Source organism: Sphaerisporangium corydalis (genome assembly GCF_025506355.1).
Taxonomy (GTDB): Bacteria; Actinomycetota; Actinomycetes; order Streptosporangiales; family Streptosporangiaceae; genus Sphaerisporangium; species Sphaerisporangium corydalis.
Genome location: NZ_JANZYP010000081.1, coordinates 16,715 through 41,222 on the forward strand (window position 1 = coordinate 16,715; position 24,508 = coordinate 41,222).

Here is a 24,508-nt window from a genome sequence, read left to right on the forward strand (position 1 = left end):
GGCGGAGGTGTGTCCGGTGGTGTTCCTCAGGTGCGGGTCCAGCGTTGGTTGGTGCCGCCGTTGCAGGACCAGATGACGAGCTTGGTGCCGTTGGCGCCGGCATTGTTGGGCACGTCCAGGCACTTGTTCGCGCCTACGGCGGTGATCGTGCCGTCGGAGTTCAGCCGCCACTGCTGGTTGGTCTGCCCGTTACAGTCCCAGATGATCACGTTCGTGTTGTCGGCCGTGCCGTTGTTGTACACGTCCAGGCACTTGCCGCCGTACACCCGCAGCTCACCGCTCGCGGTCGGCGTCCATTGCTGGTTGGTCTGACCGTTGCAGTCCCAGATCTGGGCCTGCGCGCCGTTGGTGGTGGAAGCGCCGGTGACGTCCAGGCACTTGTTCGAGCCCACGCCCCTGATCGCGCTCGTGCCCGTCGGAGTGGGGGTCGGGGTCGGGGTGACGATGCCTCCTCCGGTCACGATGTACATGGCCGCGCCGTGCCCGGGCACCGACGCGCTGATCGTCCCGGTGGAGGAGGAGGTGGTGTGCGCCCACAGGTCGCGCACCGAGTAGGAGGACGCCGACCCCAGGCCCACGGCGGAGGCGCTGGTGGAGACGGTCGAGGTCGAGGTGCCCCGGTTGAGCAGCACGACCGCGACCGAGCCGTTGGACATCGGCTTGCGCCAGACCTCCAGGTTCCCGTTGTCGCTGATCTTGTTACCCTGCCTGCCGCCCCAGTCCTGGTTCACCGCGATGACCTCGGTGTTGGTGAGGATGGTGCGGGTGTCGGCGCTCATCGTGCGGATGTCGTTGCCGGCGATCAGCGGGGCGTTCAGCAGCGACCACAGGCTGAAGTGCGCCCTGCCCTCGGTCCCGGTCAGCGAGCCGACGCCGACCTCCAGCATGTCGGGGTCGTTCCAGCCGCCAGGACCGGAGTACGCCTCGAGCCCGACCTGCTGGTCCAGGATGCCGGTGATGGAGTTCCAGTTCGACGCGATGTCGCCGGTGGTGCGCCAGGAGTTGCCCACCGGCATGCCCCAGGTCCAGACGCTTTCCTGTCCCCAGTTGCACAGGCTGTAGACGATCGGGCGCCCGGTGGCGGCGAGCGCGTCGCGCATGGCGGTGTAGCGTTGCTGCCCGTTCTGGCCCAGATGGTCGCCGCAGTTGTCGTACTTGAGGTAGTCGATTCCCCAGGACGCCCACAGCGCCGCGTCCCGCCGTTCGTTGCCCAGGCTCGCCGGGTAGCCCGCGCAGGTGGTGGTCCCTGCCGAGGAGTAGATGCCGAGCTTGAGCCCCTTGCCGTGCACGTAGTCGGCCAGGGCCTTGATGCCGCTCGGGAACTTCTGCGGGTCGGCCACCAGGTCCCCGCTGGAGCTGCGGCTCTTGGTGGACCAGCAGTCGTCGATGTTGACATAACGGTAACCGGCCGCCGCCATGCCGCTGGAGACCATGGCATCGGCGCTCTGCCGGATGAGCGACTCGTTGACGTTGCAGAAGAAGCTGTTCCAGTCGTTCCACCCCATCTGGGGCGTACGGGCCAGCCCGTTCTCCAGGGCGGAGACCGGCGACGTCACGCCGGCGATCGCGACCAGGGAGCCGGCGGCCAGGACCGACGCCAGCGCCAAGCCAAGAATTCTGCGCATCTGTTTCCTCTACCTACGGGTGTCGTGATCGGGGGGTATCCGGATGAAAATGACTGCCTTTCCGGGATGCACGGCCACTCGGCGCCAGTTGTTAGCGCTAACATCGTCGGACGGTCGGGGGTGCTCCTCTCCACGCGGCGGAGCGAGGTGGTGGTGTGGCGGAGCAAACACGACGCCGGAAGATCCGTCAAGGGCCCGGCCGCTCCGCGTGAGCGACCCGCCGCGCGTCGAAGCCCCTTGATCCGCCCTGACGAGCACGTTCGCATCGTCGCGACGGGGCGGGGTGATGAAACGTTCATCCGGCGGTGACGTGGCGTGGCCGGGACGTCCCCGCCTAGCGCGGGATCGCACCAGCGCACCGGCCCGCTCGGGGGACCCGCCGGTCCGTCGAATCGGTTCGCCAAAGTCTTGACATGTTTCGTAATGGTTTCCACACTGAGTCCCCAAGGCGGCTACCTCCTGCCGGAGTCGGTGGTGAGCGGCAGGAGTCCCCGGCGGCGACGCGTCCGGCGACGGTCCGGTCGTGGATCGCGGGGGTCTCCCTCCCTGTCCTCTCATCGATCCAGCATTGGAGGCGCGAGCATGGGCGAAAACATCACGTCCCCGGCCGCCGCCCGGCGAACATTCGGCCGGACGGCCGTCATCGTGCGGCTGATCACGCTGGCCGTGGTGTGGGCGGCATGGGCCATCTCGGACGGCACCGCCGCCACGGCCACCGCCACCACCGCGACCACCGCCACCGCCGTCGCGGCGGTCACGACCCCTCCGATGGGCTGGGCGTCATGGAACACCTTCGCGGCCCAGATCGACCACAACGTGATCAAGGCCCAGACGGACGCGATGGTGTCCTCGGGGATGAAGGACGCCGGCTACCAGTACGTCAACATCGACGAGGGCTGGTGGCAGGGCACCCGGGACTCCGCCGGCGACATCACGGTGGACACGGCCGAGTGGCCGGGCGGGATGAAGGCGATCGCCGACTACATCCACAGCAAGGGGCTGAAAGCCGGCATCTACACCGACGCCGGCCGTAACGGATGCGGCTACTACTACCCGACCGGCCGTCCGGCCGCCCCGGGAAGCGGCAGCGAGGGCCACTACGACCAGGACTTCCTGCGGTTCTCCCAATGGGGCTTCGACTTCGTCAAGGTCGACTGGTGCGGCGGCAACGCCGAGGGGCTGAACTCCCGTGACACCTACCAGGCGATCAGCGACTCGATCGCCCGCGCGACCGCGCGGACCGGGCGGCCGATGGTCCTGTCGGTCTGCAACTGGGGGAACCAGAGCCCCTGGGACTGGGCGCCGGGCATGTCCACCATGTGGCGTACCAGCGGCGACATCATCTACTGGGGGCAGAGCGCGTCGATGGACCGCGTGCTGGCCAACTTCGACTCCGCCCAGCACCCCGCCGCGCAGACCCCCGGACACTACAACGACCCGGACATGCTCGTCGTCGGCATGACGGGCTTCTCGGCCGCGCAGAACCGCACCCACATGAGCCTGTGGGCCGTCTCCGGCGCGCCGTTGCTCGCCGGCAACAGGCTCACCGGCATGAGCGCCGAGACCACGGCGATCCTCACCAACCGCGAGGTGCTCGCCATCGACCAGGACTCCCTGGGACGGCAGGGCGTGAAGGTCGCCGAGGACCAGGCGGGACGCCAGGTGTACGGCAAGGTCCTGTCGGGCACCGGACGCCGGGCGGTGCTGCTGCTCAACCGGACCACCTCCGCCGCGTCCGTCACCGCCCGCTGGCCGGACCTCGGGCTCACCGGCCCGGCGACCGTACGCGACCCGTGGACGGGCACCGACGCCGGCACCTTCAGCGGCGGGTACACCACGACCGTGCCCGCCCGCGAAGCGGTCCTCCTCACCGTCACCTCCGGCGGGGACACCACCCCGAGCCCGTCGCCCTCGGCAGGCACGACCACGATCCGCGGGGTGGGCTCGGGCCGGTGCCTGGACGTCTCGGGCGCCTCGCAGGCCAACGGCGCGCAGGCGCAGATCTGGGACTGCAACGGCCAGGCCAACCAGCAATGGACCCCGACCGCGAGCGGTGAGCTGCGGGTGTACGGCGGCAAGTGCCTGGACGTGAACAACGCGGGCACCGCCGACAACACCAGCGTGATCATCTGGGACTGCAACGGCCAGACCAACCAGCGGTGGCGGCTGAACTCTGACGGCACCATCACCGCCGTCGGCGCGAACAAGTGCCTGGACGTGCCGAACAACGGCACCGCCAACGGCACCAAGCTCGCCATCTGGTCCTGCAACGGCGGCACCAACCAACGCTGGACCCGCACCTGACGCACGAAGAGACCCCCACGCACCCCGCACCATCGGCACCTGCCGACGCCCTTACCCCTCCCAGGGCACCCCTCGTCGAAAGGAACACTCCCATGAACCGGCGAAGAAGGGCCAGGACGCGCCTGGTCTCGGCTCTCGTGGCCGCACTCGTGACGGCCGCGATGACGCTGATCGGCATGGCGCCCGCGCAGGCGGCCGTCGGGATCACGATCAACGGTGGCTCGGCCGGCCGGACCTTCGACGGGGTCGGGGCCATCAGTGGCGGAGGCGGGAACAGCCGTCTGCTGATCGACTACCCCGAGCCGCAGCGCGGCCAGATCCTGGACTATCTGTTCAAGCCCGGTTACGGCGCGGCCATGCAGATCCTGAAGGTCGAGATCGGCGGCGACACCAACTCCACCGATGGCGCGGAGCCGAGCCACCGGCACACCTCCGGCGACCTGAACTGCGACCGAGGCTATGAGTGGTGGCTCATGGAGCAGGCCAAGGCCCGCAACCCCAACATCAAGCTGGTCGGCCTCTCCTGGGGCGCGCCCGGCTGGCTCGGCAACGGCAACTTCTGGTCCCAGGACACCATCAACTACCTGGTGGACTGGCTCGGCTGCGCCAAGAACAGCCACGGGCTGACCATCGACTACCTCGGCGGCTGGAACGAGAAGGGCCGCGATCTCAACTGGTACGTCAACCTCAACAGCGCGCTGGACTCCCGGGGGTTCGGCAACGTGAAGATCATCGCGTCCGACGACTGGGGCTTCGACGTGGCCGGCGACGCCGCGAACAACACCGCCTTCCGCAACGCCGTGGACGTGTTCGGCGGTCACTACGTCTGCGGCTACCGAGGCGCCCAGTCGAACTGCCCGAGCTCCACCACCGCGATCAACTCCGGCAAGGTGCTGTGGGCCAGCGAGAACGGCTCCGACGACTACAACGACGGCGCCAAGGCGCTGGCCCGGGGCATCAACCGGGACTACATCGACGGGAAGATGACCGCCTACATCAACTGGCCGGTCATCGCCGCGATCACACCGAACCTGCCCTTCTCCACGATGGGCGTGGCGGTGGCGCCCCAGCCGTGGTCCGGGTACTACGCCATCGGCAAGAACGCCTGGGTGATGGCGCAGACCACGCAGTTCACCGCGCCGGGATGGAAGTACCTGGACTCCTCCACCGGCTACATCGGCGGCAACCGCAACAACGGCAGCTACGTCTCGCTGAAGTCGGCGAGCACCTCCGACTACAGCACGATCGTCGAGACCATGGACGCCACCGCCGCCCAGACGCTGAACTTCAGCGTGACCGGAGGTCTGTCCACCGGCCAGGTGCACGTGTGGGCGACCAACCTCAACTCCGGCAACGCCTCCGACCACTTCGTCCACACCGCCGACATCACGCCCTCCGGCGGCGCGTTCTCGCTGACCGTCCAGCCCGGGTACGTGTACTCGATCACCACCACGACCGGCCAGGGCAAGGGCACCGCCACCAGCCCCGCCCGCGGCTCGCTTTCCCTTCCCCACTCCGACACCTTCGACTCCTACGCCACCGGCCGCGAGGCCAAGTACCTGGCGGACATGCAGGGCTCCTTCGAGATCGTCGGCTGCGGCGGCGGGCGCACCGGGCAGTGCGTGCGCCAGATGGCCCCCCGCCAGCCGATCCTGTGGACCGGCGGTTCCCACCCCTACGCCCTTCTGGGCGACCTCGGCTGGTCCAACTACACCGTCTCCACCGACGTGATGCTGGAGCAGAGCGGTTACGCCGAGGTGATCGGCAGGGCCGGCTCCCAGCACGCCTTCGGTCCCGAAGGGCTGAACGCCTACTACCTGCGCGTCAGCGACAACGGCGCCTGGCAGATCCTGCGCAACAACATCGACAACGCGATGACCACGCTGCGCAGCGGGACCGTCGCCTCCCTCGGCACCGGCCGCTGGCACACCCTCACCCTCGGCTTCTCGGGCGGTACCATCACCGCCGGCATCGACGGCGCCCAGGTGGGCTCGGTCACCGACGGCACCTGGGGCGCGGGCCAGATCGGCATCGGCACCGGCACGACCGAGACCGCCCAGTTCGACAACCTCACGATCACCCCGGGCTCGGGCGGCGGCACCGGAAACGGCAACGTGCTGCGCGGGCAGGCGTCCGGCCGTTGCGTCGACGTGCCGAACCAGTCGCAGGCCAACGGCACCCAGGTGGCGCTGTGGGACTGCAACGGCGGCGCCAACCAGCAGTGGACTCTCACCTCCGCCAAGCAGCTCCAGGTGTACGGCGGCAAGTGCCTGAGCGCCGAGAACGGTGGCACGAGCCCCGGCACCCGGGCCGTCATCTCGGACTGCGCCTCCGGAGCGAACCAGCAGTGGAACCTCAACGCCGACGGCTCGGTGACCTCCGCCCAGTCCGGCCTGTGCCTCGACGCCAACAGCGGCGGCACGGCCAACGGCACCACGGTGATCCTGTGGACCTGCAACGGCCAGCCCAACCAGAAGTGGTCCCGTAGCTGAGAAAAGCGACGGCGGACGACGGCCGATCCGGCTGATCATCGATCGGAAAACGTGAAAGGGGCACAATGTGAGACGAACCTTCCGGGCCCTGCTGGCGGCCGTCGCCCTGTCCGTGGCCGCCGCGAGCGTGCTGCTGGTGATGCGGCCGGCCGCGGCGGCGTCGCTGACGCGGGTGACCGGCTTCGGCGACAACCCGACCAACCTCAACATGTACGTCTACGTGCCGGACAACCTCCCCGCCCGGCCGGCCCTGCTGGTCATGGTGCACTACTGCCAGGGCTCGGCCTCGGGGGTGTTCAACGGCGTCGGGCACGACTACGTCACCGCGGCCGACCGGTACGGGTACCTCATCGTGGTCCCGGAGGCCACCCGCAGCGGTCAGTGCTTCGACGTGTCCACCCCGGCGGCGCTCAGGCGCGACGGCGGCGGCGACTCCACCGGCATCATGTCGATGGTCTCCTACGCCCGCCAGCGCTACGGCGTCGACCCGGCCCGCGTCGTGGTCAGCGGTTTCTCCTCCGGCGCGATGATGACCAACGTGCTGGCCGCGCAGTACCCCGACGTGTTCTCGGCCGCCGCGGCGTTCTCCGGTGTCCCGGCGGGGTGCTTCGCCACCACCGACGGATCGCTGTGGAACAGCCAGTGCTCCGGCGGCCGGCTCGTCAAGACCGCCCGGCAGTGGGGCGACCAGGCCCGCGCGATGTACCCCGGCTACACCGGCCGCTACCCGCGCATGCAGCTGTGGCACGGCACCACCGACACCACCCTCGCCTACGCCGACTTCGGCGAGGAGATCAAACAGTGGACCGACCTCACCGGTGTCGGCCAGACCCCCGCCCTCACCGACACCCCCAAATCGGGCGTCACCCGCACCCGCTACGGCGGCACCACGAATCAGCCCCCTGTCGAGGGGCTCAGCTTCGCCGGGTACGGCCACTCCCTGCCGCTGACCGGGATGTTCCCCTACGCGCTCACCTTCCTCGGCCTCGACGGCACCGGCGGGACGACCTCCCCGACGCCGACGCCGACGCCCACCGGAGGGGGTGCGATCAAGGGCGTGGGGTCGGGCCGGTGCCTGGACGTCTCCGGTTCCTCGCAGGCCAACGGCGCGCAGGCGCAGATCTGGGACTGCAACGGCCAGGCCAACCAGCAGTGGACGTCGACCACGAACGGTGAGCTGCGCGTCTATGGCGGCAAGTGCCTGGACGTGAACGCCCGGGGTACCGCCGACGGCAGCGGCGTGATCATCTGGGACTGCAACGGGCAGGCCAACCAGCAGTGGCGGTTCAACTCCGACGGCACCATCAGCGCCGTCGGGGCGAACAAGTGCCTGGACGTGCCGAACAACGGCACCGCCAACGGCACCAAGCTCGCCATCTGGTCCTGCAACGGCGGCGCCAACCAGCGCTGGAGCCGCACCTGACGGACGAAGGCCCGCCGGTACCGCTCACTGGGTCGGCGTGCGCCGCTGCGCGGCGGCCCCGTGGCGGGCCGCCGCCAGCAGTCTTCGGCCGGCGTGTTCGGGGCGCACGTGGGGGCCGTCGGCCGGCGCGGGGTCCGGCCGGCGGGTGTACGCCGCGATCGCGTGCTCGTCGATCGTGACGCCCAGGCCCGGGGAGTGCCCGAGGACGAACGCGCCGTCCTCGACGTGCAGGTCGAGGGACACCCCGAGCGGCGGCCGCAGGTCCTGCAGCTCGCTGACCAGGTGGTTGGGCACCGACGTCGCGGCGTGCAACAGGCCCGCGGGAGTGGTGCCGATCGGGCTGACCGGCAGGTCGTGGGCGTGGGCCAGGGCGGACACCCGCAGGAAGTGGGTGATCCCCCAGACGGCGGCCGTCTGGACGATGTCCAGGGCGCCCGCGGCCATGAGCGGGCGGAACTGTTCGAGCCCCGTGAGGTTCTCCCCGCCGGCGACCGAGGCGCGGACGCCGGCGCCGACCATGGCCAGGCCCTCGGCGTCCCACCGCCGGACGGGTTCCTCGATCCAGGTGAGATCCAGGGTGCGCTCGATCTCGCAGACGTGCCGGACCGCCTGCTTGCGCGTCCAGGCCTCGTTCACGTCGAGCATCAGGCTCGGCCGCGATCCGTGCCCCGCCTCGGTCAGCACGTCCCTGACCAGCGTCAGGCGGTGCCGGTCGCGCTCGACGTCCAGGCCGCCCTTGAGCTTGGCCGCCCGCAGGCCGTGGCGGGCGTACACCTCGTACGCCGAGACGAGTTCGTCGTCGCTCAGGCCGATGTCCAGGCCTGAGGCGTAGGCGGGGACCCGCCGGTCGCGGCCGCCGAGCAGACGCCAGAGCGGCTCGCCGGCGGCCTGCGCCTTGATGTCCCACAATGCGGTGTCGAGCGCGCCGATGGTGCCGAACACCGCGCCCGCGTGACCCGCCTTGAAGGTGTGCCGCAGCATGCGGTCGTAGAGCGCCGTCACCCCGCGCGGGTCCTCGCCGTCGATGGCGGCGAAGATGGCGTCGAGTTCCACGTGCGGCCCGAGCCCGACGCCGGTGATGCCCTCGTCGGTGTCCACCAAGATGATCGGCACCGAGACGGTCCCGTCGGCGTACACGCCGTTGGCGTCACCGACGGGACGGCCCCATTCGTGCACCGTCGTCAGAATGCGATACCCCGAAATCCGCATGTCAGCCCTTCGTGGAGCCGGCGGTGACACCGTCGGCGATCTGACGCTGAAGGAAGAGATAGATCAACAGGACGGGTATCGCGGCGATCAGGACTCCCGAGGCGAAGGTGGGGATGTCGTCGGAGTACTGGCCGCGCAACGAGGTGACCCCGACCATGAGGGTGCGATGCTCGGCCGACGGCATCATCACCAGGGAGATGAGCACGTCGTTCCAGCAGAACAGGGTGTCCAGGATGCCGACCGACAGCAGGGCCGGGACGCCCAGCGGGATCATGATCCGCCGGTAGACCCCGTAGGTCGTGTTCCCGTCGATCCTGGCCGCGTGGACGATCTCCGCGGGGATCGTCCGGTAGTGGCTGGTCATCAGGAAGATGGTGAAGGGGAGGAACTGGGCGACGTAGGCCAGGATCAGCCCCGGATAGGTGTCGATGAGGCCGGTGTCCGCCATGACGCGGGCGAGCGGCACCATGATCACCTGGAAGGGGACGAACAGCGCCGCCAGGCAGCCGAGGAAGACCACCCTGGACCCGCGGAACCGAAGCTGGCTCAGCGCGAAGCCGGCCATCGACCCGATGAGCAGCATCAGGAACACCGAGCACGTCACCACGACGACCGAGTTGGCGAAGTACCGCGCCATGCCGACGCTGTTCCACGCGCCGGAGACGTTCTCCAGGTGCGGGGAATCCGCGGGGGAGAACCGGTCGAGGATGTACTCCCGCCGGGTCTTCATGGCGACGTTGGTGGTGAACACCAGGGGGTAGATCGTCGCCAGGGCGAGGACCGCCATCGGCACGGAGGCCGCCCACCTGCCCAGGCGCCTGCCGGCCATCAGTCCTCACCCCCCGAGCGGCGCAGCACGCTGATCTGCGCGAGGCCCACCACCAGCATGATCAGGAACAGGACCGTGGAGGCGGCCGAGGCGAGCGCCGGGCGGTTCATCTGCCCCTGCTGGGTCCAGATGTAGAACTCCGGCAGGTAGGTCGATCCCTCCGGGCCGCCGGCGGTCATGACGTAGAGCAGGCCGAACATGGACGTCAGCATCCCGATCATGGTGGTCACGAAGACGAACTGGATGGTGCGGGACAGGCCGGGGATGATCACATGCCAGACGGTCTGGGGGAGCGACGCGCCGTCCACCCGTGCCGCGTCCAGGAGCGCGGGGTCCAGGGTGGAGAATCCGGCGAGGAACACCACCAGGGCCATGCCGAAGGTCGCCCAGATCTGCACGCCGACGACGGTGAAGATGGCCACGCCGGGATCGCCGAGCCAGTCGACCGGGCCGAGGCCGATCGTCCCGAGCACGGCGTTGAACGGGCCGTCGAAGGCGAGGATCAGGTTGAAGATGGCGCCGACGATCACCGGTGAGAGCACGGCCGGGAAGAAGTAGACGCTGCGGTAGAACCGGTGTCCCGGCACGCGCAGGTAGATGAAGGTCGCGAGCAGGCCCGGGATGGCCACCGCCACGGGCAGCAGCACGACCAGCAGCCCGACGTTCCCGAGCGCGGTGCGGAACAACGGGTCGTCGAGCAGCTCGAGGTAGTTGTCGAAGCCGACCGCCGTCCCGTTGCGTGCTCCGTCGCCGGTGAAGGAGAAGTTGACGCCCAGCAGCAGCGGCCACAACCGCAGGAACACGATGATCAGTACGGCCGGTGCCAGCAGGACCAGGGGGGCGAGGCGTTCGGCCGCCGTCCCCGCGCGGGAGGCGCGTCGTGAGTGCGTCCCGGTGCCACCGTGGCGTGCTCGCTGCTCGAATCCCGCGCCCTCGGCCCGCCCGGTGTCGGCCGGGCGGACCGAGGGTGACGAACGTCCGACCGGCACGCGATCAGCCCGCCCGGTCGGAAGCGGCCAGCTGCTTCACCGCCTCGTCGACGCTCGCCGATCCACTGAGGATCTTCTGGGACAGCCGTCCCATCAGGTCCAGGGTCTTGGAGGACAACGCGACATGCAGGGCGGGCTTGCCGGACTTGAGCTTCGAGACGATGGTGCCGACGGCCGGGGGGGCCTGCGACACGTCGATCGTCGTGTCGGAGGCGATCGCGCCGGCGTTGGAGTAGAAGGCGTTCAACGCCTCCGTCGAGGTCAGCGACCGCACCAGGTCGGCGGCCGACTTCGGGTCCTTGGCCCACTTCGCGACCGCGTAGCCGATGCCTCCGTCGTAGGGAAGGCTCGGCTGGGCTCCAGCGGTGACGAGCGGGGCCTGCATGACGCCGACCTTGTCGCCCAGGAACTCGCCGAAGTCCTTCCAGTGCCCGACGTCCGACATCAGGCCGATGATGTGGGCCGCCTTGCCCGCGTCGAAGACCGAGAAGGCGTCGTTGAACATCGCGGTCGAGTTGGCCCCGTCGTTGTTGTACCCCTTGTCGTTGACCTCCTTCCACAGCTTGAAGACCTGCTTCACGTCGGGGGAGGTCCAGTCGCGCTCGCCGGCGATCCAGTCGTCGTACTCCTTGGGCGTGAGGATGCCCGAGCCGAGACCCGAGAGCCAGAACTGGGGGCCGATGCCCTCCTTGTTACCGAGGGCGAAGCATTTGGCGCCGGCCTTCTTGATGGCGGCGCAGTCGGCCATCAGCTCGTCCCACGTCGCGGGCGGCTTCTCCGGGTCGAGCCCCGCCTTGGTGTAGAGCGTCTTGTTGTAGTAGATGGGGTGGCCCTGCAGGGTCACCGGCGCGGCGTAGGTCTTGCCGTCCTTGGTGAACGCCTCCCAGCCCGCCAGCCGCTGCCTGTCCTCGGCCACGTACTGGTCCAGCGGGAGGAGCGCGTCCACGCGGTCGCGGATCTGGCCGCCTCCGTTGAACATCATGACGTCGGGGCCCTTGCCCGACTGGATGGCCCCGCCGAGCAGGGTGTAGTACTGGTCGAACGGCTGGGCCACGAACTCGACGGTGACGTCAGGGTGCTTCTTGGCGAAGTCGGCCTTGGCCTTCTCGATGTAGGAGGCCGCCTTCTTGTCGCCGGACTTCCAGTCCCAGACCACGAGTTTGGTCTTCGAACCTCCGGAGGAGGGTGCCGTTCCCGTGGGGGCCGCGCTCCCGCAGCCGGCCAGGGTCAACCCCGCGATCAGGGCGACCGACCATAAGGTGTGCTGCTTCATGTCGTTTCACTCTCCAGAGGACGGCCGGCCTTCCCGGCTGCCTGTCGCGAAACGTAACTCGTATGACGTCTGACGTCAACACAGATGACATATACTGACGCGACAGCGCTGTCACCGGAGGGGGATATGACGGCATCGCAGGAATCGCCCGGCGGCGTCCCGGCGCCACCGGCTTGGGTGCGACGACCGGCCAGCCTGGCCAAGGCGGTGACCGCCGAGCTCGTGGAGCGCATCGTGCGGGGGGTGCACCCTTCGGGGACGCCGCTCCCTCCCGAGCCGGCGCTGTGCGAGGCGTTCGCGGTGAGCCGCACCGTCGTCCGCGAGGCCGTGAAGATCCTCCAGGAGAAGGGGCTCGTCCAGATCCGCCAGGGGGCCGGCACCATGGTCACCCCGCCGACGATGTGGGACATGCTCGACGAGCTCGTCCTGGCGGCGACCATCGCCGTGGACGAGAGCCTGGGCATCCTCGACGACCTCGTCGTCACCCGCCGCATCCTGGAGTCCGACATGGCGAACCTCGCCGCGCGGGTGGCGGACGAGCAGACCGTCGAGCGGATGCGCGCGCTGGTCGATCGCATGGACCAGCTCGTGGACGACCCCGCCACCTACGCCGACCACGACCGCGCCTTCCACGACACGATCATGCAGGCGTCCGGGAACCGCATCGCCCGGGGCGTGGTGCGGTCGCTGGAGAGCCAGGTGATCAATACCGCCCGGTACATGGGCAGGACCGAGCGGGCCCTGTGCGTGGCGTCGAACCTCGGCCACCGCCGCGTCTACGAACGCATCGCCGCCCACGACCCCGACGGCGCCGCGGAAGCGATGTTCACGCACATCACCGACGCCTGGCTCGTCCGCCGCAGCGCACCCGGCGCGCCCGTGCGCCTGCAACGCTAGACCCCGGCCGCACCGGATGCCCGCCGGCGCGGCGGGCACGTCAGGGGCGTGGTGGCGCGACGGACTCGCGGGTGCGGACCGGCATCGGGACGCGGTGGACCTCGGCCTCGCCGGCGGCCCCCGCGCGGTGGTGGCCGATCTCGGTGAAGAGCACGTCGACGGCCTTCCGGCCGAGCTCGTAGTGCGGCAGCGCGACCGTGGTGAGCGTGGGGCTCATCCACGAGGCGAGGGGGTGGTCGTCGAACGAGACCACCGACACGTCCACCGGGACCCGCAGGCCGTGCTCGCCGAGCGCCTGGTAGGCGCCGAAGGCGAGGCGGTCGTTGAAACAGATCAGCGCGCGCGGGCGCCCGGACGCGAGGATCGCGCGCGTGGCGTCCAGGCCCTCCTGCGGCTGCCAGTCGGCGCAGAGACACCCGCCCGCGATCGTCACGCCGGCCTCGCCCAGCACCTCGCGGATGCCGGCGAGCCGTTCCATGGCGGCGACGCCGCCCGGCGGGACGTCACGCGCCCTCGGGCCGGCGCCGACCAGGTGGATGCCGTCGCGGTGGCCGGCCTCCAGCAGCACCCGCGCGGCGGTGCGCCCGGCCTCGACCTCGTCGGGCAGGATCGACGGCAGCACCGACGGCTGCTTCGGCAGCGCGTTGAGCAGGACGGCGGGCGAGGCCGTGATCTCCTTGGGCACCTTGATCGTTCTTGTGTACATCGCGGCCAGGACGATGCCGTCGACCTGGCGGTCGTGCATGGCCTGCAAAAGATTGCGCTCCAGCTCGGGATCGCCCTCGGTCTCACCGATGAACAGCATCACGCCTCGGTCGCGCGCGGCCTCCAGCGCGCCCTTGATCATGTCCCCGGCCAGCCGTGAGGTCGCGACCGTGTCGGACACGAACCCGATCGTCCTGGTCGTGCCGGTGCGCAGTCCCACCGACACCGCGTTCGGGCGGTACTGTAGTTCTTCCGCCGCCTTCAGGACACGCTGCTCGACCTCCTGGGAGATGCGCATCTCCCGCCCTCGGCCCGACAGCACCAGGGACGCGGTGGTGGGGGAGACACCGGCGGCCTTGGCGACCTCGGCCAGCGTGACCCGGCGTGGGCTCACCGGCGGACCTCCAGTTATTACAGGGTCTTGACATCGGCGGAGACGTACGGTGAGACTATCGCACTGCTAATACGATTTAGCAAACAAAACCGGGACATCCGCCGCAGGTCGGCGGTCCCATTGCACGGAGGAGACGCAGATGTCGCGTCGAGCTCGCCCCCGCTGGCATACGGCCGCGCTCGTGGTCATCACGGGAGGGACGCTGGCCGCCGGCTGCGCCGCGCCAGGAAGTGACGCCCCCAAGGCCGAACCGGCCACCGGCACCTCCGCATCGACGGCCCCGGCCTGCGGCACGGCGCCGGTCACGCTCAAGGCCTACTTCGAGACCGGGTTCCCCCTTCCCAAGGCGCTCACCACCGAGTTCACCAAGCAGCACCCCAACGTCACCTGGAACATCCGCGAGGACCAGTTCGCGGTGATCACCCAGAACGCCCCGCGTGTGCTCGCGGACGACCCACCGGACCTGATGCGGCTCCCGCAGGTCTCCGAGCTGGTCAAGGACGACCTGCTGAAGAACATGGACGGCTACGCGAAGGCGTTCGGCTGGGACGCCTGGCCCGCCTCACAGCTTCAGCAGATGCGCCTCGCACCCGGAGGCAAGACCCGGGGCGAGGGCTCGCTGTACGCGATGGGCCTCAACTTCAGCATGACCGGCGTCTTCTACAACAAGAAGCTCGCCGCCCGGATCGGGATGTCGGCCCCGCCCACCACGCTGGCCGGGCTGGACGACCTGCTCGCGAAGGCCAAGGCGGCGGGCGTCGATCCGATCGCCCAGTTCAACGGCGGTGCCACCGGCGGCCTCGCGTTCCCGCTGCAGAACCTCATGGCCGCATACGGCCCGGCGGCCCCGATCAACGACTGGATCTTCCAGAAGCCGGGCGCCACGATCGACACGCCGTCCAACCTCCAGGCCGCCCGGCACCTGGAGAAGTGGATCAAGGCGGGGTACTTCTGGAAGGACGTCAACGCCGTCGACTACGCGACGATGATGAGCCGCTTCATCGGCGGCAAGGGCCTGTTCATGTTCGACGGCGACTGGGAGTCGGGCAACCTCGACAAGCAGATGGCGGGCGACGCGGGCTTCTTCCTCATGCCGTCCGCGCAGGACGGCGGCAAGCTGGCCGCGATGTCGGCCCCGCTCGTCTTCGGCGTCGGCGCGCGGGCGAAGAACGCCGACTGCGCGGCGTTCTTCCTCAACTGGGTGGCGACCGACTCCAAGGCGCGTGACATCACCGTGGAGGTCGGCGGCTCGCACCCGATGGGCCCGGCCGGCGCGCACATGCCGGCGGTGAAGCCGGGTACGGTCACCGAGAGCACGCTCGCCGCCGGAGCGAAGATCGTCGAGGACAACGGCGCGATGGACTTCATCGCCAACGCCACCGGTGCGATCTACGCCAAGAGCTGGACGCCGAACCTGCAGAAGATGGTCGCCGGGCAGCAGACCCCGGAGGGCCTGCTGACGGCCGTGCAGGGCGACTACACGAGCCAGGCCGGGGGGAACTGAGCCACCATGACAGGGCCGATTCCCGGGACAGGGGTCGATCTCGCCGAGAGTCGGCCGGCGGCGAGGACGCGGAGCCCTCTGCGGCGCCACGGCCTCCGCCGGGCCGGCCTCGTCGGCTGGCTGTTCATCCTGCCCGCGCTGGCGTTCTACGCGGTCTTCGTGCTGCGGCCGATCCTCGTGACGTTCCAGTACTCGCTGTACACGTGGGACGGCATCGGGCCGTCCACCTGGGCCGGGTTCGGCAACTACGTGAAGGTGTTCACCGATCCCGGCCTGTTCGCCTCCATCCTGAACGCCGTCAAGCTGATCGTGTTCTTCAGCGCGATCCCCGTCGTGCTGGGCCTCGCCATCGCCTCGACGATCCGGCGCATCGCCACCAGCCGGCTCGCGCTCGTGGCGCGGACCGTCATCTTCCTGCCGCAGGTCATCCCGCTCGTCGCGGCGGGCATCGCCTGGAGCTGGCTGCTGTCCTCCACCGGGGTGGTCAACCAGGTGCTCACCTACCTCGGGCTCGGCGGGATCACGCGGGCCTGGCTGGGCGACTTCTCGACCGCCCTGCCCGCGGTCGGCGTGATCGGCGCGTGGGTGCTGCTCGGCCTGTGCACGCTGCTCCTGCTGGCGGGCATGAGCAAGATCGATCCGGCGCTCTTCGAGGCCGCCCGGCTGGACGGCGCGGGGCCGATGCGCGAGTTCCTCTCGATCGTCCTGCCGAGTCTGCGGCAGGAGATCGCCGTCTGCGTCACGGTGACCGTCATCGCGGCTCTCGCGAGCTTCGACATCGTCTACATCTCCACGCAGGGCGGCCCCGGCAACGCGACCATGGTCCCCGGCCTGGAGATCTACTACCTGGCCTTCTCCGAACGGCGGGTGGGCGTCGCGTCGGCACTGGCCGTGGTGCTCATGCTGCTCGTCATCGCGGTCGCGCTTCCCATCCAACGGCTCACCAGGGACAGGTCGTCATGATCATCGCACGCCGGGAGGCGTGGACCGGAAGGCTGCTGCTCGTCCTGTTGATGGCGATCACCCTGCTGCCGTTCCTCAGCCTGTTCGTCACGGCCCTGCACCCGTCGGGCACCTACCCGCCCGGCCTGAGCTGGCCCGGCGAGCCGCACTGGGAGAACTTCGCCCACGCGTTCCAGGTGGCACGCATGGGCGAGCTGCTGAAGTCGAGCACGCTCATCGTGCTCGGCGTGGTGCCGCTCTCGCTGGTGATCGCCACGATGGCCGGTTTCGCGATCGGCCACCTCCGGACGGCCGGGCGGAACGTCGTGTTCATCGCGTTCGTGCTCGGCCTGACGCTGCCGTTCGAGGGCATCATCACGCCGCTGTACTACCAGGTGCGGGACATGGGGCTGCTGAACACCCGGTGGGCCATCATCCTGCCGCTGATCGGGCTGTTCATGCCGTTCTCGGTGTTCTGGATGCGGGCGCACTTCGTGAACATGCCCGAGGAGCTGTCGGAGAGCGCCCGGATCGACGGGGCGAACGTGTGGCAGCTCTTCTGGCGCGTCCATGTGCCACTGGCCATGCCGGCGATCTCCTCGCTGGCCATCCTGCTGTTCCTGTGGACCTGGAACCAGTTCCTCCTGGCGATCGTGCTGGTGGACGACCCGCTGAAACGGACGATGTCCGGTGCCCTCGGCGCCTTCCAGGGGCAGTGGGGCACCGACATCCCGCTGCTGTGCGCGGGATCGCTGCTCATCCTTGCCCCCACCCTCCTGATCTTCCTGATCTTCCAGCGCCGGTTCGTGACGGCCCTGCTGCAGGGCTCCCTGAAGGGCTGACGGACGACACCACCACACCGGCCGTCTCAGTCAGTAGGAGTACGTTGTGGCGCAGACGGTCCCGTTCAGGGTGAACGAGGCCGGCGGCGGATTGGCGCCGGTCTGGTCGCCGACGAAGCCGAAGCTGAGCGTGTTGCCGCCATGGGGGGCGAGGTAGGTGTTCGAGGCGGTCGGGGTGACGACCACGTGCCGGCCGTCCTCGGCGAAGCCGGCGTTCCACGTGCTGTCGGAGAGGGATTCGGTGGCGGCCGGGAAGCTGAAGGCCAGCGTCCATCCCGTGATGGGGGAGGGGCCGGTGTTGGTGAGGCTGATGTTCGCCACGAAACCGCTGCCCCAGCCCGTGGCGACGGTGTAGGTGACGGCGCAGGTGCTGTCCCGCGGCGTCCCCGTCACGAAGGAGACCGGCTTGGAGGGCGTCGAGGGATGACCCTTCTGGCCGACGGCGAGCACGTTGAGCGTGTACGCCGTGCCAGGGACCAGGTTCCGCGCGGTGAACGAGGTCGAGGTCGACTCGCCCAGCAGGACGCTGTTGGTGCCGAACTGCTGGTAGACGGCGTAACGGGTGACATCGCCGCCGGTGGACCGCTGCCATGAGATCGTCGCGGTGCTCGCGGTGACCTCGCCGGCGGCCGGATCGCCGGGCGCGGTCAGCGCGGTGTCGACCGGGTTGGCGGACGACGGCGTGAGCTTGACCGTCACGATCGAGTACGGCGGGATGACCTGCGTGCTCGCGGTGCCCTGCCTCGACGTAGTGATCGAGGTGTCCCCGGAGCCGAAGGTGTGCACGGTCGGCGTGGCGCCGCTCGGCGTCCAGCCGTCGTAGCCGAGACGCACGGTGTAGGCGGTGCCGGGATCCTGGTTGACCAGTTCGACGCTGAGGCCGCCGTCGGTGTTACGGGCCGCGTGCACGGAGACGAGCTCGTTGTCCGAGCCGGCCCTGACCAGCGTGTCGCCGGGCAGCGCCACCCTGCTGAGCATCTTCAGCGCGAAGTAGGGCGCGAACGGCGTGTTCAGCGGCGGTTCGCAGACGTTGTCGCCATTGCAGTTGCCGCTCGACAGCAGGCCCCCGTCGCCGTACGACGTCGTCCCGTCGGGCGCGGTGCTGATCTCGCCCATGCCGTTGCGGGTGTCCCAGTAGTCCACCGTGAAGACGCCGTTCTCCAGCGCGGCGAAGTAGACGTCCGCGGCGAACAGGCCACCGACCTGGGTGTCGGACTGGTAGTTGGACGCGGTCTCGGTCAGCGCGATGCCGATGCCGGGGCCCCTCGGGCCGGCGTACTGGTCGATCTGCCGCCGCACCTGGTCCAGCTCACCGGGAAGCAGCTTCACCTGCTGGAGGACGTCCGCGGCGGTGGTGTGGTTCGGGTAGTAGTGCATGATGACGAAGTCGATGTACGGTCCCGCGATCGACAGCACCGTCTGGTTCCACGCCGCCGAGTCCCCGGTCGCGACGACTCCGTCGGGCCAGTTGCCCGGATCGGTGACCACCGCCCCGATCTTGATCGTGGGGTCGGCCGCCTTCATCGCCCGGGCGTACTGCACCACGTTGTTCGCGTACGTGGCCGGATCCTTGCCGTCGTGGTAGTCGAGCTCCCATTCGGCGCCGTAGTGGCCGTTGCCGAAGACCTCGTTGCCGATCTCCCAGTACTTCACGCCGTAGCCCTTGGTGAGGTTCGCGTACCTCACCCAGTCGGCGGCCTCCTGCGGTGTGCCGGAGCCGTAGTTCGCGATGATCATCGCCTGCGCGCCGATGGCGCCGACCGTGCCCATGAAGGCGTCGAAGCCCGTCCCCGGCGCCACGTACCCGCCGCCCGAGACGGTGCCGGTCTGCCAGTGGAAGCCGTCCCCGTAGGAGCCGCCGGGATAGCGCATCATCCGCACCCCGGCCGCGCCGAGGAGGTCCGCCGACGCCTCGGTGTTCATGTTCCCGTCCCAAACGGCCTGGTTGAGGCCGTACGCGGTGTCCGGCACGGTGCCGAGTCCCGCACGGGCGTTGACGGTGACGTTGACGGCCGGGGCCGCCGCCCCCGCCGCCGTGGCGGGAGCCGTGAGGACGGCACCGGCGAGGGCCACGGCGACGCCTGCGGCGAGCCGGCGCCGCCGTCCGAGACCACGGAGAAACGACAGGTCCACGGGTTCTCGCTTCCTGGGTGGGGGAGTGCCCTGCGACGCCGGGCGGCCGGTCACCGGATCAGGGTCGTGTCCACTTCTGGTTGTTCTGGCCGGTGCACGACCAGATCTGCACCTTGGTGCCGTTGGCGGTGCCCAGTGCGCTGACGTCCAGGCACTTGTTCGCGGCGATGGCGGTGATGGTGCCGTCGGAGTTGAGGCGCCACTTCTGGTTGTTCTGGCCGTTGCAGTCCCAGATGATCACCGGCGTGCCGTCCGCGGTCCCGCCGCCGTTGACGTCCAGGCACTTGCCGCCGTACACCCGCAGCTCGCTCGCGCTGGTCGGCGACCACTGCTGGTTGGCGCCGCTGTTGCAGTCCCAGATGGCCAGCTGGGTGCCGTTGGTCTGGGAGGCATTGGGGACGTCCAGGCATCGGCCCGACGCCACGCCCCGGATCGTGGAGGCCGATGTGCCGCCGGAGGGCCGGCGGTACAGGCCGATCTCGGCGACGGAGGGAACGGCCCGGGATCCGGTGATGCGCAGCCTGACCCGGGTGGTGGTGGCCGGGGACGCCAGGCGGATCAGCTTCTTGTGGCCGATCGTGGTGTCGGTGGCGATCTGGGTCCAGGAGTTGCCGTTCCAGGAGTCGACGGCGAACGACCGGGTGCGCTGACCGATGTTCAGGTCCTCCTGCACCGAGATGACGTCGAAGGTCCGCGAGGAGGGCAGGGTCAGCACCAGCGCGCCGGTGGTGCCGGTCGGCTGCCAGGAGCTGTCGAGGTCGCCGTCCACGGTCAGGTCCGGGGTGTGGCCCGTACCGTTGGAGGTGCCGCTGTCGTTGGCGGCGGTGGCGCCGCTCGCCAGGTTGGTGGCGAACGTCTGTGACACCGTGGTGCCGAACTGGGAAAGGGTGTCGATCGCGGACTGGTCCAGCAGGCCCTGCCGGTTGGGGGAGATGTTCAGCAGGAAGTTGCAGTTGCGTCCCACCGACCCGTAGTAGATCTCCAGCAGTTCGGCCGGGCTCCGCCAGGTCTCACCGGTCTGCCAGAACCAGTTGTGGCGTGCCGACAGCGTCCCGTTGCACTCCGCGGGGGACCACCGCAGCACGTTCCACGCGCTGGTCCCGTCCGACTTGCGCTGGGACAGCACCGAGTCGCTCGCCACGTCGGCGGCGGTGTTGAAACCGGGCACCGGCAGCGCGGTGTCGGCGGCGGTGGCGGGATCGCCGTTGGTCGGCACGACCGACCACTCCGACTGGCGCGCGTAGCCGTTCTCGTTGCCGACCCAGCGCACGTCCGGCCCGCCGTCGCCCTCCATGACCGCGCCCGGCTGCAGCCTGCGGGCCATGGTGGTCCAGTCCTTGAAGTTGTAGGGCTGGTTGCGGCCGGTCGGGTTGGCGCCGTCCAGCCACAGCTCGTCGATGCCGCCGTAGCGGGTGAACAGCTCATACAGCGTGTTCTCGAAGTAGGTGTTGTAGTCATCGGAGGTGAAGGTGAACGTCACCCCGTTGACGATCTCGGAGGAGTCGGACGGGATCGTCACCTGCCTGGAGGCGCTGCCGTTGGCGAACTTCCCGCCGGGCTGGTTCTCGTGCAGGTCGGCGGGCGACACGTACAGGCCGGCCTTCAGCCCGTACTTGTGCATCGAGTCGGTGAAGCTCTTGACCACGTCACCCTGGCGGCTCATCCAGGAGGACGACGCCACGCCGAAGCTGCTGTACTTGGAGGGGAACAGCAGGAAGCCGTCGTGGTGCTTGGCGGTGAGGATCGCCCCCTTGAACCCGGCGTTCTTGATCGAGGCCGCCCACTGGTCGGTGTTCAGACCCGTGGGCTGGAAGGAGTTCGGGTCCTCGGTGCCGGTGCCCCATTCCCTGCCGGTGAAGGTGTTGATGCCGAAGTGGATGAAGTTGTACTGCTCCAGCCGCTGCCAGGCGAGCTGCCGGGGAGCCGGCACGATGTCCGCGGCCTTCGCGATGATCGTCGCGGGGGAGTCCGACGATGACACGGCCGCGACCTGGACCGTGGCGGCGAAGGCGGCGCCGCCCGGAGCAAGGGCGAGCGCGATCATGCCGAGAACCGACAGCGCGCTGAGCGCCCTTCTGAGGCGGGCGCGCGTCCTCGACGCTGAGCTACGCCGGCAAGCGGTCTGCATGTGCGGTCCCTTCTGAGACGGTGCGGCTGTTCGTGGCGGCCGCTCGGTGGACCGCGGAGACGACGGCGTGATCGGGCCAGGGGGCCGGTGCTTCGTGCGACGGACGACAGGGAAGCGAACCGATTCGATAAAGCGATGTCAGAATGACCCGGGGGGCGCACCTTGTCAACGCAGACATAGGTTGTCTGTTCCGGGAGCCGGACCAGGCGCGACGGCGTCCGACACCACCTCGGGCGTTCTCCCGGCGCCCTGGTTCATGTCGGGAGTCCTTCCACCCGCCTGTGAGCTCCGACTTCTTGGATTCCTTGGCCACTTTCCCCCTGCCGGCACCGCGACCGCCGACCAGGAGCCCTGGACAGATCGCCGCGATTGGCTTACAAAGACATCCAATGTCGCCGTGACGGCCCAGTCATGTCCCTGAAACATCCACGGGAGCCCATCCGTCGCTCCCCACCCACGTGGACGTACGCGAGACCCCCTGACACGCGGCCGGCCGGAGCCACCCGCAGAGCGGTGAGCCGGACCAGGTCCGCACGGAAAGGTTCCACCATGCCCTTTTCCTCGTCACGACTCAGCCGGCGTACGCTGATCGCCGGCGCCGGAGGCGCCGCGGCCGCCGGACTGCTGGGAATCCGCCCGGCGTGGGCCACCGACGGCCCGAGCAGCTACACCGCCAGCTGGTCGTCGGTCGACCAGCACCCGCCGGCGGCCGAATGGTTCCAGGACGCCAAGTTCGGCATCTACTACCACTGGGGGGCCTTCAGCGTCCCCGCGTTCGCCAACGAGTGGTACCCGCGCAACATGTACAACAACGGGTCGAACGAGAACAACCACCACAAGAGCGTCTACGGCGACCCTTCGGCATGGCCGTACCACAACTTCATCAACGGCGCCCGGGACAGGGCGGGGAATTTCGTGCAGTTCGCGCCCAAGCTCAAGTCCGCCGGCGGCAACTTCGACCCGGGCGAGTGGGCGCAGCTCTTCGCGGACGCCGGCGCCAGGTTCGCCGGGCCGGTGGCCGAGCACCACGACGGCTACTCGATGTGGAACAGTCAGGTCAACGAGTGGAACTCCGTGGCCACCGGACCCCGGCTGGACCTGCTGCGGCTGCACGCCGACGCCCTGCGCGCCAAGGGCCTGAAGCTCCTGGTGGCCATGCACCACGCGTACAACTTCACGGGCTTCTACCAGTGGGTGCCGACGCAGTCCACGACCTCGCTGAAGAAGCTGTACGGCCAGCTCGGCGCGTCCACCCACCAGCAACTGTGGTACGACAAGCTCCGGGAGGTGGTCGACGGCTACCAGCCCGACATCATCTGGCAGGACTTCAACCTGACCCAGCTGCCCGAGTCACGGCGCCTGGACTTCCTGTCGTACTACTACAACCGGGCGGTCGCCTGGAACAGTGACGTCGTCGCCACCTACAAGGACGGCTTCAACAACAGGGGCGAGGTCTTCGACTTCGAGCGCGGCGGGCCGGCCGGCATCCAGACCCCGTACTGGCTGACCGACGACAGCATCTCCAGTTCGAGCTGGTGCTACACGGTCGGGATCGGCTACTACTCGCTGGACGCGATGCTGCACTCCCTGATCGACCGGGTCAGCAAGAACGGCAACATGCTGCTGAACATCGCCCCGATGGCCGACGGCACCATTCCCTCAGGGCAGCGATCGGTCCTGCTGGGCATGGGCGACTATCTGAAGCGCTTCGGCGAATCCATCTACGCCACCCGCGCCTGGACCGTCTACGGCGAGGGGCCCACTCAGATGGGCGGAGGTTCCTTCACCACACCACGTCCCGGGACCAACCGCGACATCCGGTTCACCCGCAGCAAGGACAACCGCGTCCTGTACGCGACCGTGCTGGGCTGGCCGGGCGGCACGCTGGACATCACGACCCTGGGCTCCGGCCGGATCAACCTCAGTACCCTGACCTCGGTGCGATTGCTCGACTCCACCGCCGGTGCCTCCATCGACCTGCCGAACCGCACCCAGGACGGCACGGCCCTGCACATCTCGATGCCGTCGTCCACCCCGCCCTTCACGGCCCTGGCCTACGTGGTGAAACTGACCTTCTCCGGCCAGATCCCCACCCTGGGCGCGCCTTCCGTCCCGACCGGCTGGGTGCGGATCGCCAACGCGGCCACCGGCCTGGTGCTGGACAGCGGCGGGAACGTCGCCTCCGGGTCGGCGCTGAAGCAGTGGAACTACGATGGCAGCACCAACCTGCAATGGCAGCTCGCCGACCTGGGCAGCGGCTGGTACCGCATCGTCAACCGCACCAACGGCATGGTCGCCGACAGCTGGGGCAACGCCACCAACGGCGCGTCCTGCCTGCAGGGCCCCTGGAACGGCGGCAACAACCAGCAGTGGCGCCTGAACAACCTCGGCAACGGCCGCTACCAGATCATCAACCGCGGCACCGGCACCGCACTGGACGGCATGGGCAGCACCACTGCCGGCGCCACCGCCGCCATGTGGACCCCCAACACCAACGCCAACAACCTGTGGACCATCACCGCCATCTGACCTCCGATCCGGGTGCTCGCCAGGAGGCGGACCGGCAGGTCCGAGCGGAATCCCCCCGCACCCCCGTCCACCCGCGGCGTGGCAGCGCGACGACGCCATTGCATCGCCGACCCGGCGTCGTCGCCGAGGTGCCGCTCACCCGCCGCGGGTGGACGGGTCCGTTGGTCAGTGTTGCTGGGTGAGGAGTCCTGGGCGGTAGGGCAGGAGGCCGTAGTCGCCGCCGGAGCTGGGGTTGCGTCCTTGGTAGAGGAGTTGGAGGTTGCAGGGGTCGATGGTCATGGTCTGGTCGG

General features: G+C 69.2%; 16 protein-coding genes. 8 read left to right on the forward strand and 8 right to left on the reverse strand.

All coding sequences use genetic code 11. The annotated features are described in order from the left end of the window. Positions 1–26: 26 nt before the first annotated feature. The gene (locus NYZ98_RS36670; RefSeq protein WP_262849100.1) at positions 27–1,625 is read right to left on the reverse strand and encodes a lectin; all 1,599 of its coding nucleotides are present in this window, start codon (positions 1,623–1,625) and stop codon (positions 27–29) included. 582 nt (positions 1,626–2,207) lie between these two features. Here NYZ98_RS36670 and NYZ98_RS36675 point away from each other — a divergent pair. From NYZ98_RS36675 to NYZ98_RS36685, 3 genes are all read left to right on the forward strand, one after another. Further along, the gene (locus NYZ98_RS36675; RefSeq protein WP_262849102.1) at positions 2,208–3,929 is read left to right on the forward strand and encodes a glycoside hydrolase family 27 protein; all 1,722 of its coding nucleotides are present in this window, start codon (positions 2,208–2,210) and stop codon (positions 3,927–3,929) included. Between the two features lie 92 nt (positions 3,930–4,021). Beyond that, complete coding sequence (locus NYZ98_RS36680; RefSeq protein ID WP_262849104.1) at positions 4,022–6,421, forward strand: ricin-type beta-trefoil lectin domain protein; 2,400 nt, start codon at positions 4,022–4,024, stop codon at positions 6,419–6,421. Positions 6,422–6,488: 67 nt separating this feature from the next. Continuing rightward, complete coding sequence (locus NYZ98_RS36685; protein ID WP_262849106.1) at positions 6,489–7,844, forward strand: extracellular catalytic domain type 1 short-chain-length polyhydroxyalkanoate depolymerase; 1,356 nt, start codon at positions 6,489–6,491, stop codon at positions 7,842–7,844. A gap of 24 nt (positions 7,845–7,868) precedes the next feature. On the opposite strand, the gene NYZ98_RS36690 is transcribed toward NYZ98_RS36685, so the two are convergent. The 4 genes from NYZ98_RS36690 to NYZ98_RS36705 are packed head-to-tail and all read right to left on the reverse strand — an operon-like array spanning position 7,869 to position 12,144. Beyond that, entirely contained in the window at positions 7,869–9,020 is a 1,152-nt protein-coding gene (locus NYZ98_RS36690; RefSeq protein ID WP_262849108.1) for a mandelate racemase/muconate lactonizing enzyme family protein, read from the reverse strand. Between the two features lie 34 nt (positions 9,021–9,054). Then, a complete protein-coding gene (locus NYZ98_RS36695) occupies positions 9,055–9,882 on the reverse strand; it encodes a carbohydrate ABC transporter permease (protein ID WP_262849110.1) in 828 nt (275 codons plus the stop codon). Continuing rightward, positions 9,882–10,871 carry a carbohydrate ABC transporter permease gene (locus NYZ98_RS36700; RefSeq protein WP_262849112.1) on the reverse strand — a complete coding sequence of 330 codons (990 nt, stop codon included), beginning with the start codon at positions 10,869–10,871 and terminating at the stop codon, positions 9,882–9,884. Before NYZ98_RS36700 ends, NYZ98_RS36695 begins: the two co-directional genes overlap by 1 nt. A 4-nt stretch (positions 10,872–10,875) precedes the next feature. Next, positions 10,876–12,144: an ABC transporter substrate-binding protein gene (locus NYZ98_RS36705; protein ID WP_262849114.1), complete on the reverse strand. Its 1,269-nt coding sequence runs from the start codon at positions 12,142–12,144 to the stop codon at positions 10,876–10,878. Positions 12,145–12,270: 126 nt separating this feature from the next. On the opposite strand from NYZ98_RS36705, the gene NYZ98_RS36710 reads away from it, so the two are divergent. Next, positions 12,271–13,041 (forward strand): FadR/GntR family transcriptional regulator, encoded by a 771-nt coding sequence (locus tag NYZ98_RS36710; protein WP_262849116.1) that lies wholly within the window; start codon positions 12,271–12,273, stop codon positions 13,039–13,041. Positions 13,042–13,081: 40 nt separating this feature from the next. Here the strand turns inward: NYZ98_RS36710 and NYZ98_RS36715 are convergent, their stop codons facing one another. Next, positions 13,082–14,140, reverse strand: a complete 1,059-nt coding sequence (locus tag NYZ98_RS36715; protein WP_262849118.1) for a LacI family DNA-binding transcriptional regulator — start codon at positions 14,138–14,140, stop codon at positions 13,082–13,084. Positions 14,141–14,279: 139 nt separating this feature from the next. Between NYZ98_RS36715 and NYZ98_RS36720 the strand changes: the two genes are divergently transcribed. Genes NYZ98_RS36720 through NYZ98_RS36730 form a run of 3 tightly spaced genes read left to right on the forward strand, consistent with a single transcriptional unit; the run spans position 14,280 to position 17,428 of the window. Further along, positions 14,280–15,644, forward strand: a complete 1,365-nt coding sequence (locus NYZ98_RS36720; protein ID WP_262849120.1) for an ABC transporter substrate-binding protein — start codon at positions 14,280–14,282, stop codon at positions 15,642–15,644. 6 nt (positions 15,645–15,650) lie between these two features. Next, positions 15,651–16,607: a carbohydrate ABC transporter permease gene (locus NYZ98_RS36725; protein WP_262849122.1), complete on the forward strand. Its 957-nt coding sequence runs from the start codon at positions 15,651–15,653 to the stop codon at positions 16,605–16,607. Beyond that, positions 16,604–17,428 (forward strand): carbohydrate ABC transporter permease, encoded by an 825-nt coding sequence (locus NYZ98_RS36730; protein WP_262849124.1) that lies wholly within the window; start codon positions 16,604–16,606, stop codon positions 17,426–17,428. Before NYZ98_RS36725 ends, NYZ98_RS36730 begins: the two co-directional genes overlap by 4 nt. A gap of 30 nt (positions 17,429–17,458) precedes the next feature. Here NYZ98_RS36730 and NYZ98_RS36735 read toward each other — a convergent pair whose 3' ends face one another. Beyond that, positions 17,459–19,561, reverse strand: coding sequence for a cellulose binding domain-containing protein (locus NYZ98_RS36735; protein ID WP_262849126.1), 2,103 nt, complete (start codon positions 19,559–19,561; stop codon positions 17,459–17,461). A gap of 58 nt (positions 19,562–19,619) precedes the next feature. Then, complete coding sequence (locus NYZ98_RS36740) at positions 19,620–21,605, reverse strand: RICIN domain-containing protein (protein ID WP_262849128.1); 1,986 nt, start codon at positions 21,603–21,605, stop codon at positions 19,620–19,622. Positions 21,606–22,238: 633 nt separating this feature from the next. Here NYZ98_RS36740 and NYZ98_RS36745 point away from each other — a divergent pair. Next, a complete protein-coding gene (locus tag NYZ98_RS36745; RefSeq protein WP_262849130.1) occupies positions 22,239–24,218 on the forward strand; it encodes an alpha-L-fucosidase in 1,980 nt (659 codons plus the stop codon). Positions 24,219–24,508: the final 290 nt, after the last annotated feature.

Bases quoted from the DNA above. Each gene is read 5' to 3' on its own strand.
- NYZ98_RS36670 (WP_262849100.1), bottom strand. From the start codon at position 1,625: ATGCGCAGAATTCTTGGCTTGGCGCTGGCGTCGGTCCTGGCCGCCGGC.
- NYZ98_RS36675 (WP_262849102.1), top strand. From the start codon at position 2,208: ATGGGCGAAAACATCACGTCCCCGGCCGCCGCCCGGCGAACATTCGGC.
- NYZ98_RS36680 (WP_262849104.1), top strand. From the start codon at position 4,022: ATGAACCGGCGAAGAAGGGCCAGGACGCGCCTGGTCTCGGCTCTCGTG.
- NYZ98_RS36695 (WP_262849110.1), bottom strand. From the start codon at position 9,882: ATGGCCGGCAGGCGCCTGGGCAGGTGGGCGGCCTCCGTGCCGATGGCG.
- NYZ98_RS36705 (WP_262849114.1), bottom strand. From the start codon at position 12,144: ATGAAGCAGCACACCTTATGGTCGGTCGCCCTGATCGCGGGGTTGACC.
- NYZ98_RS36710 (WP_262849116.1), top strand. From the start codon at position 12,271: ATGACGGCATCGCAGGAATCGCCCGGCGGCGTCCCGGCGCCACCGGCT.
- NYZ98_RS36720 (WP_262849120.1), top strand. From the start codon at position 14,280: ATGTCGCGTCGAGCTCGCCCCCGCTGGCATACGGCCGCGCTCGTGGTC.
- NYZ98_RS36725 (WP_262849122.1), top strand. From the start codon at position 15,651: ATGACAGGGCCGATTCCCGGGACAGGGGTCGATCTCGCCGAGAGTCGG.
- NYZ98_RS36730 (WP_262849124.1), top strand. From the start codon at position 16,604: ATGATCATCGCACGCCGGGAGGCGTGGACCGGAAGGCTGCTGCTCGTC.
- NYZ98_RS36740 (WP_262849128.1), bottom strand. From the start codon at position 21,605: ATGATCGCGCTCGCCCTTGCTCCGGGCGGCGCCGCCTTCGCCGCCACG.
- NYZ98_RS36745 (WP_262849130.1), top strand. From the start codon at position 22,239: ATGCCCTTTTCCTCGTCACGACTCAGCCGGCGTACGCTGATCGCCGGC.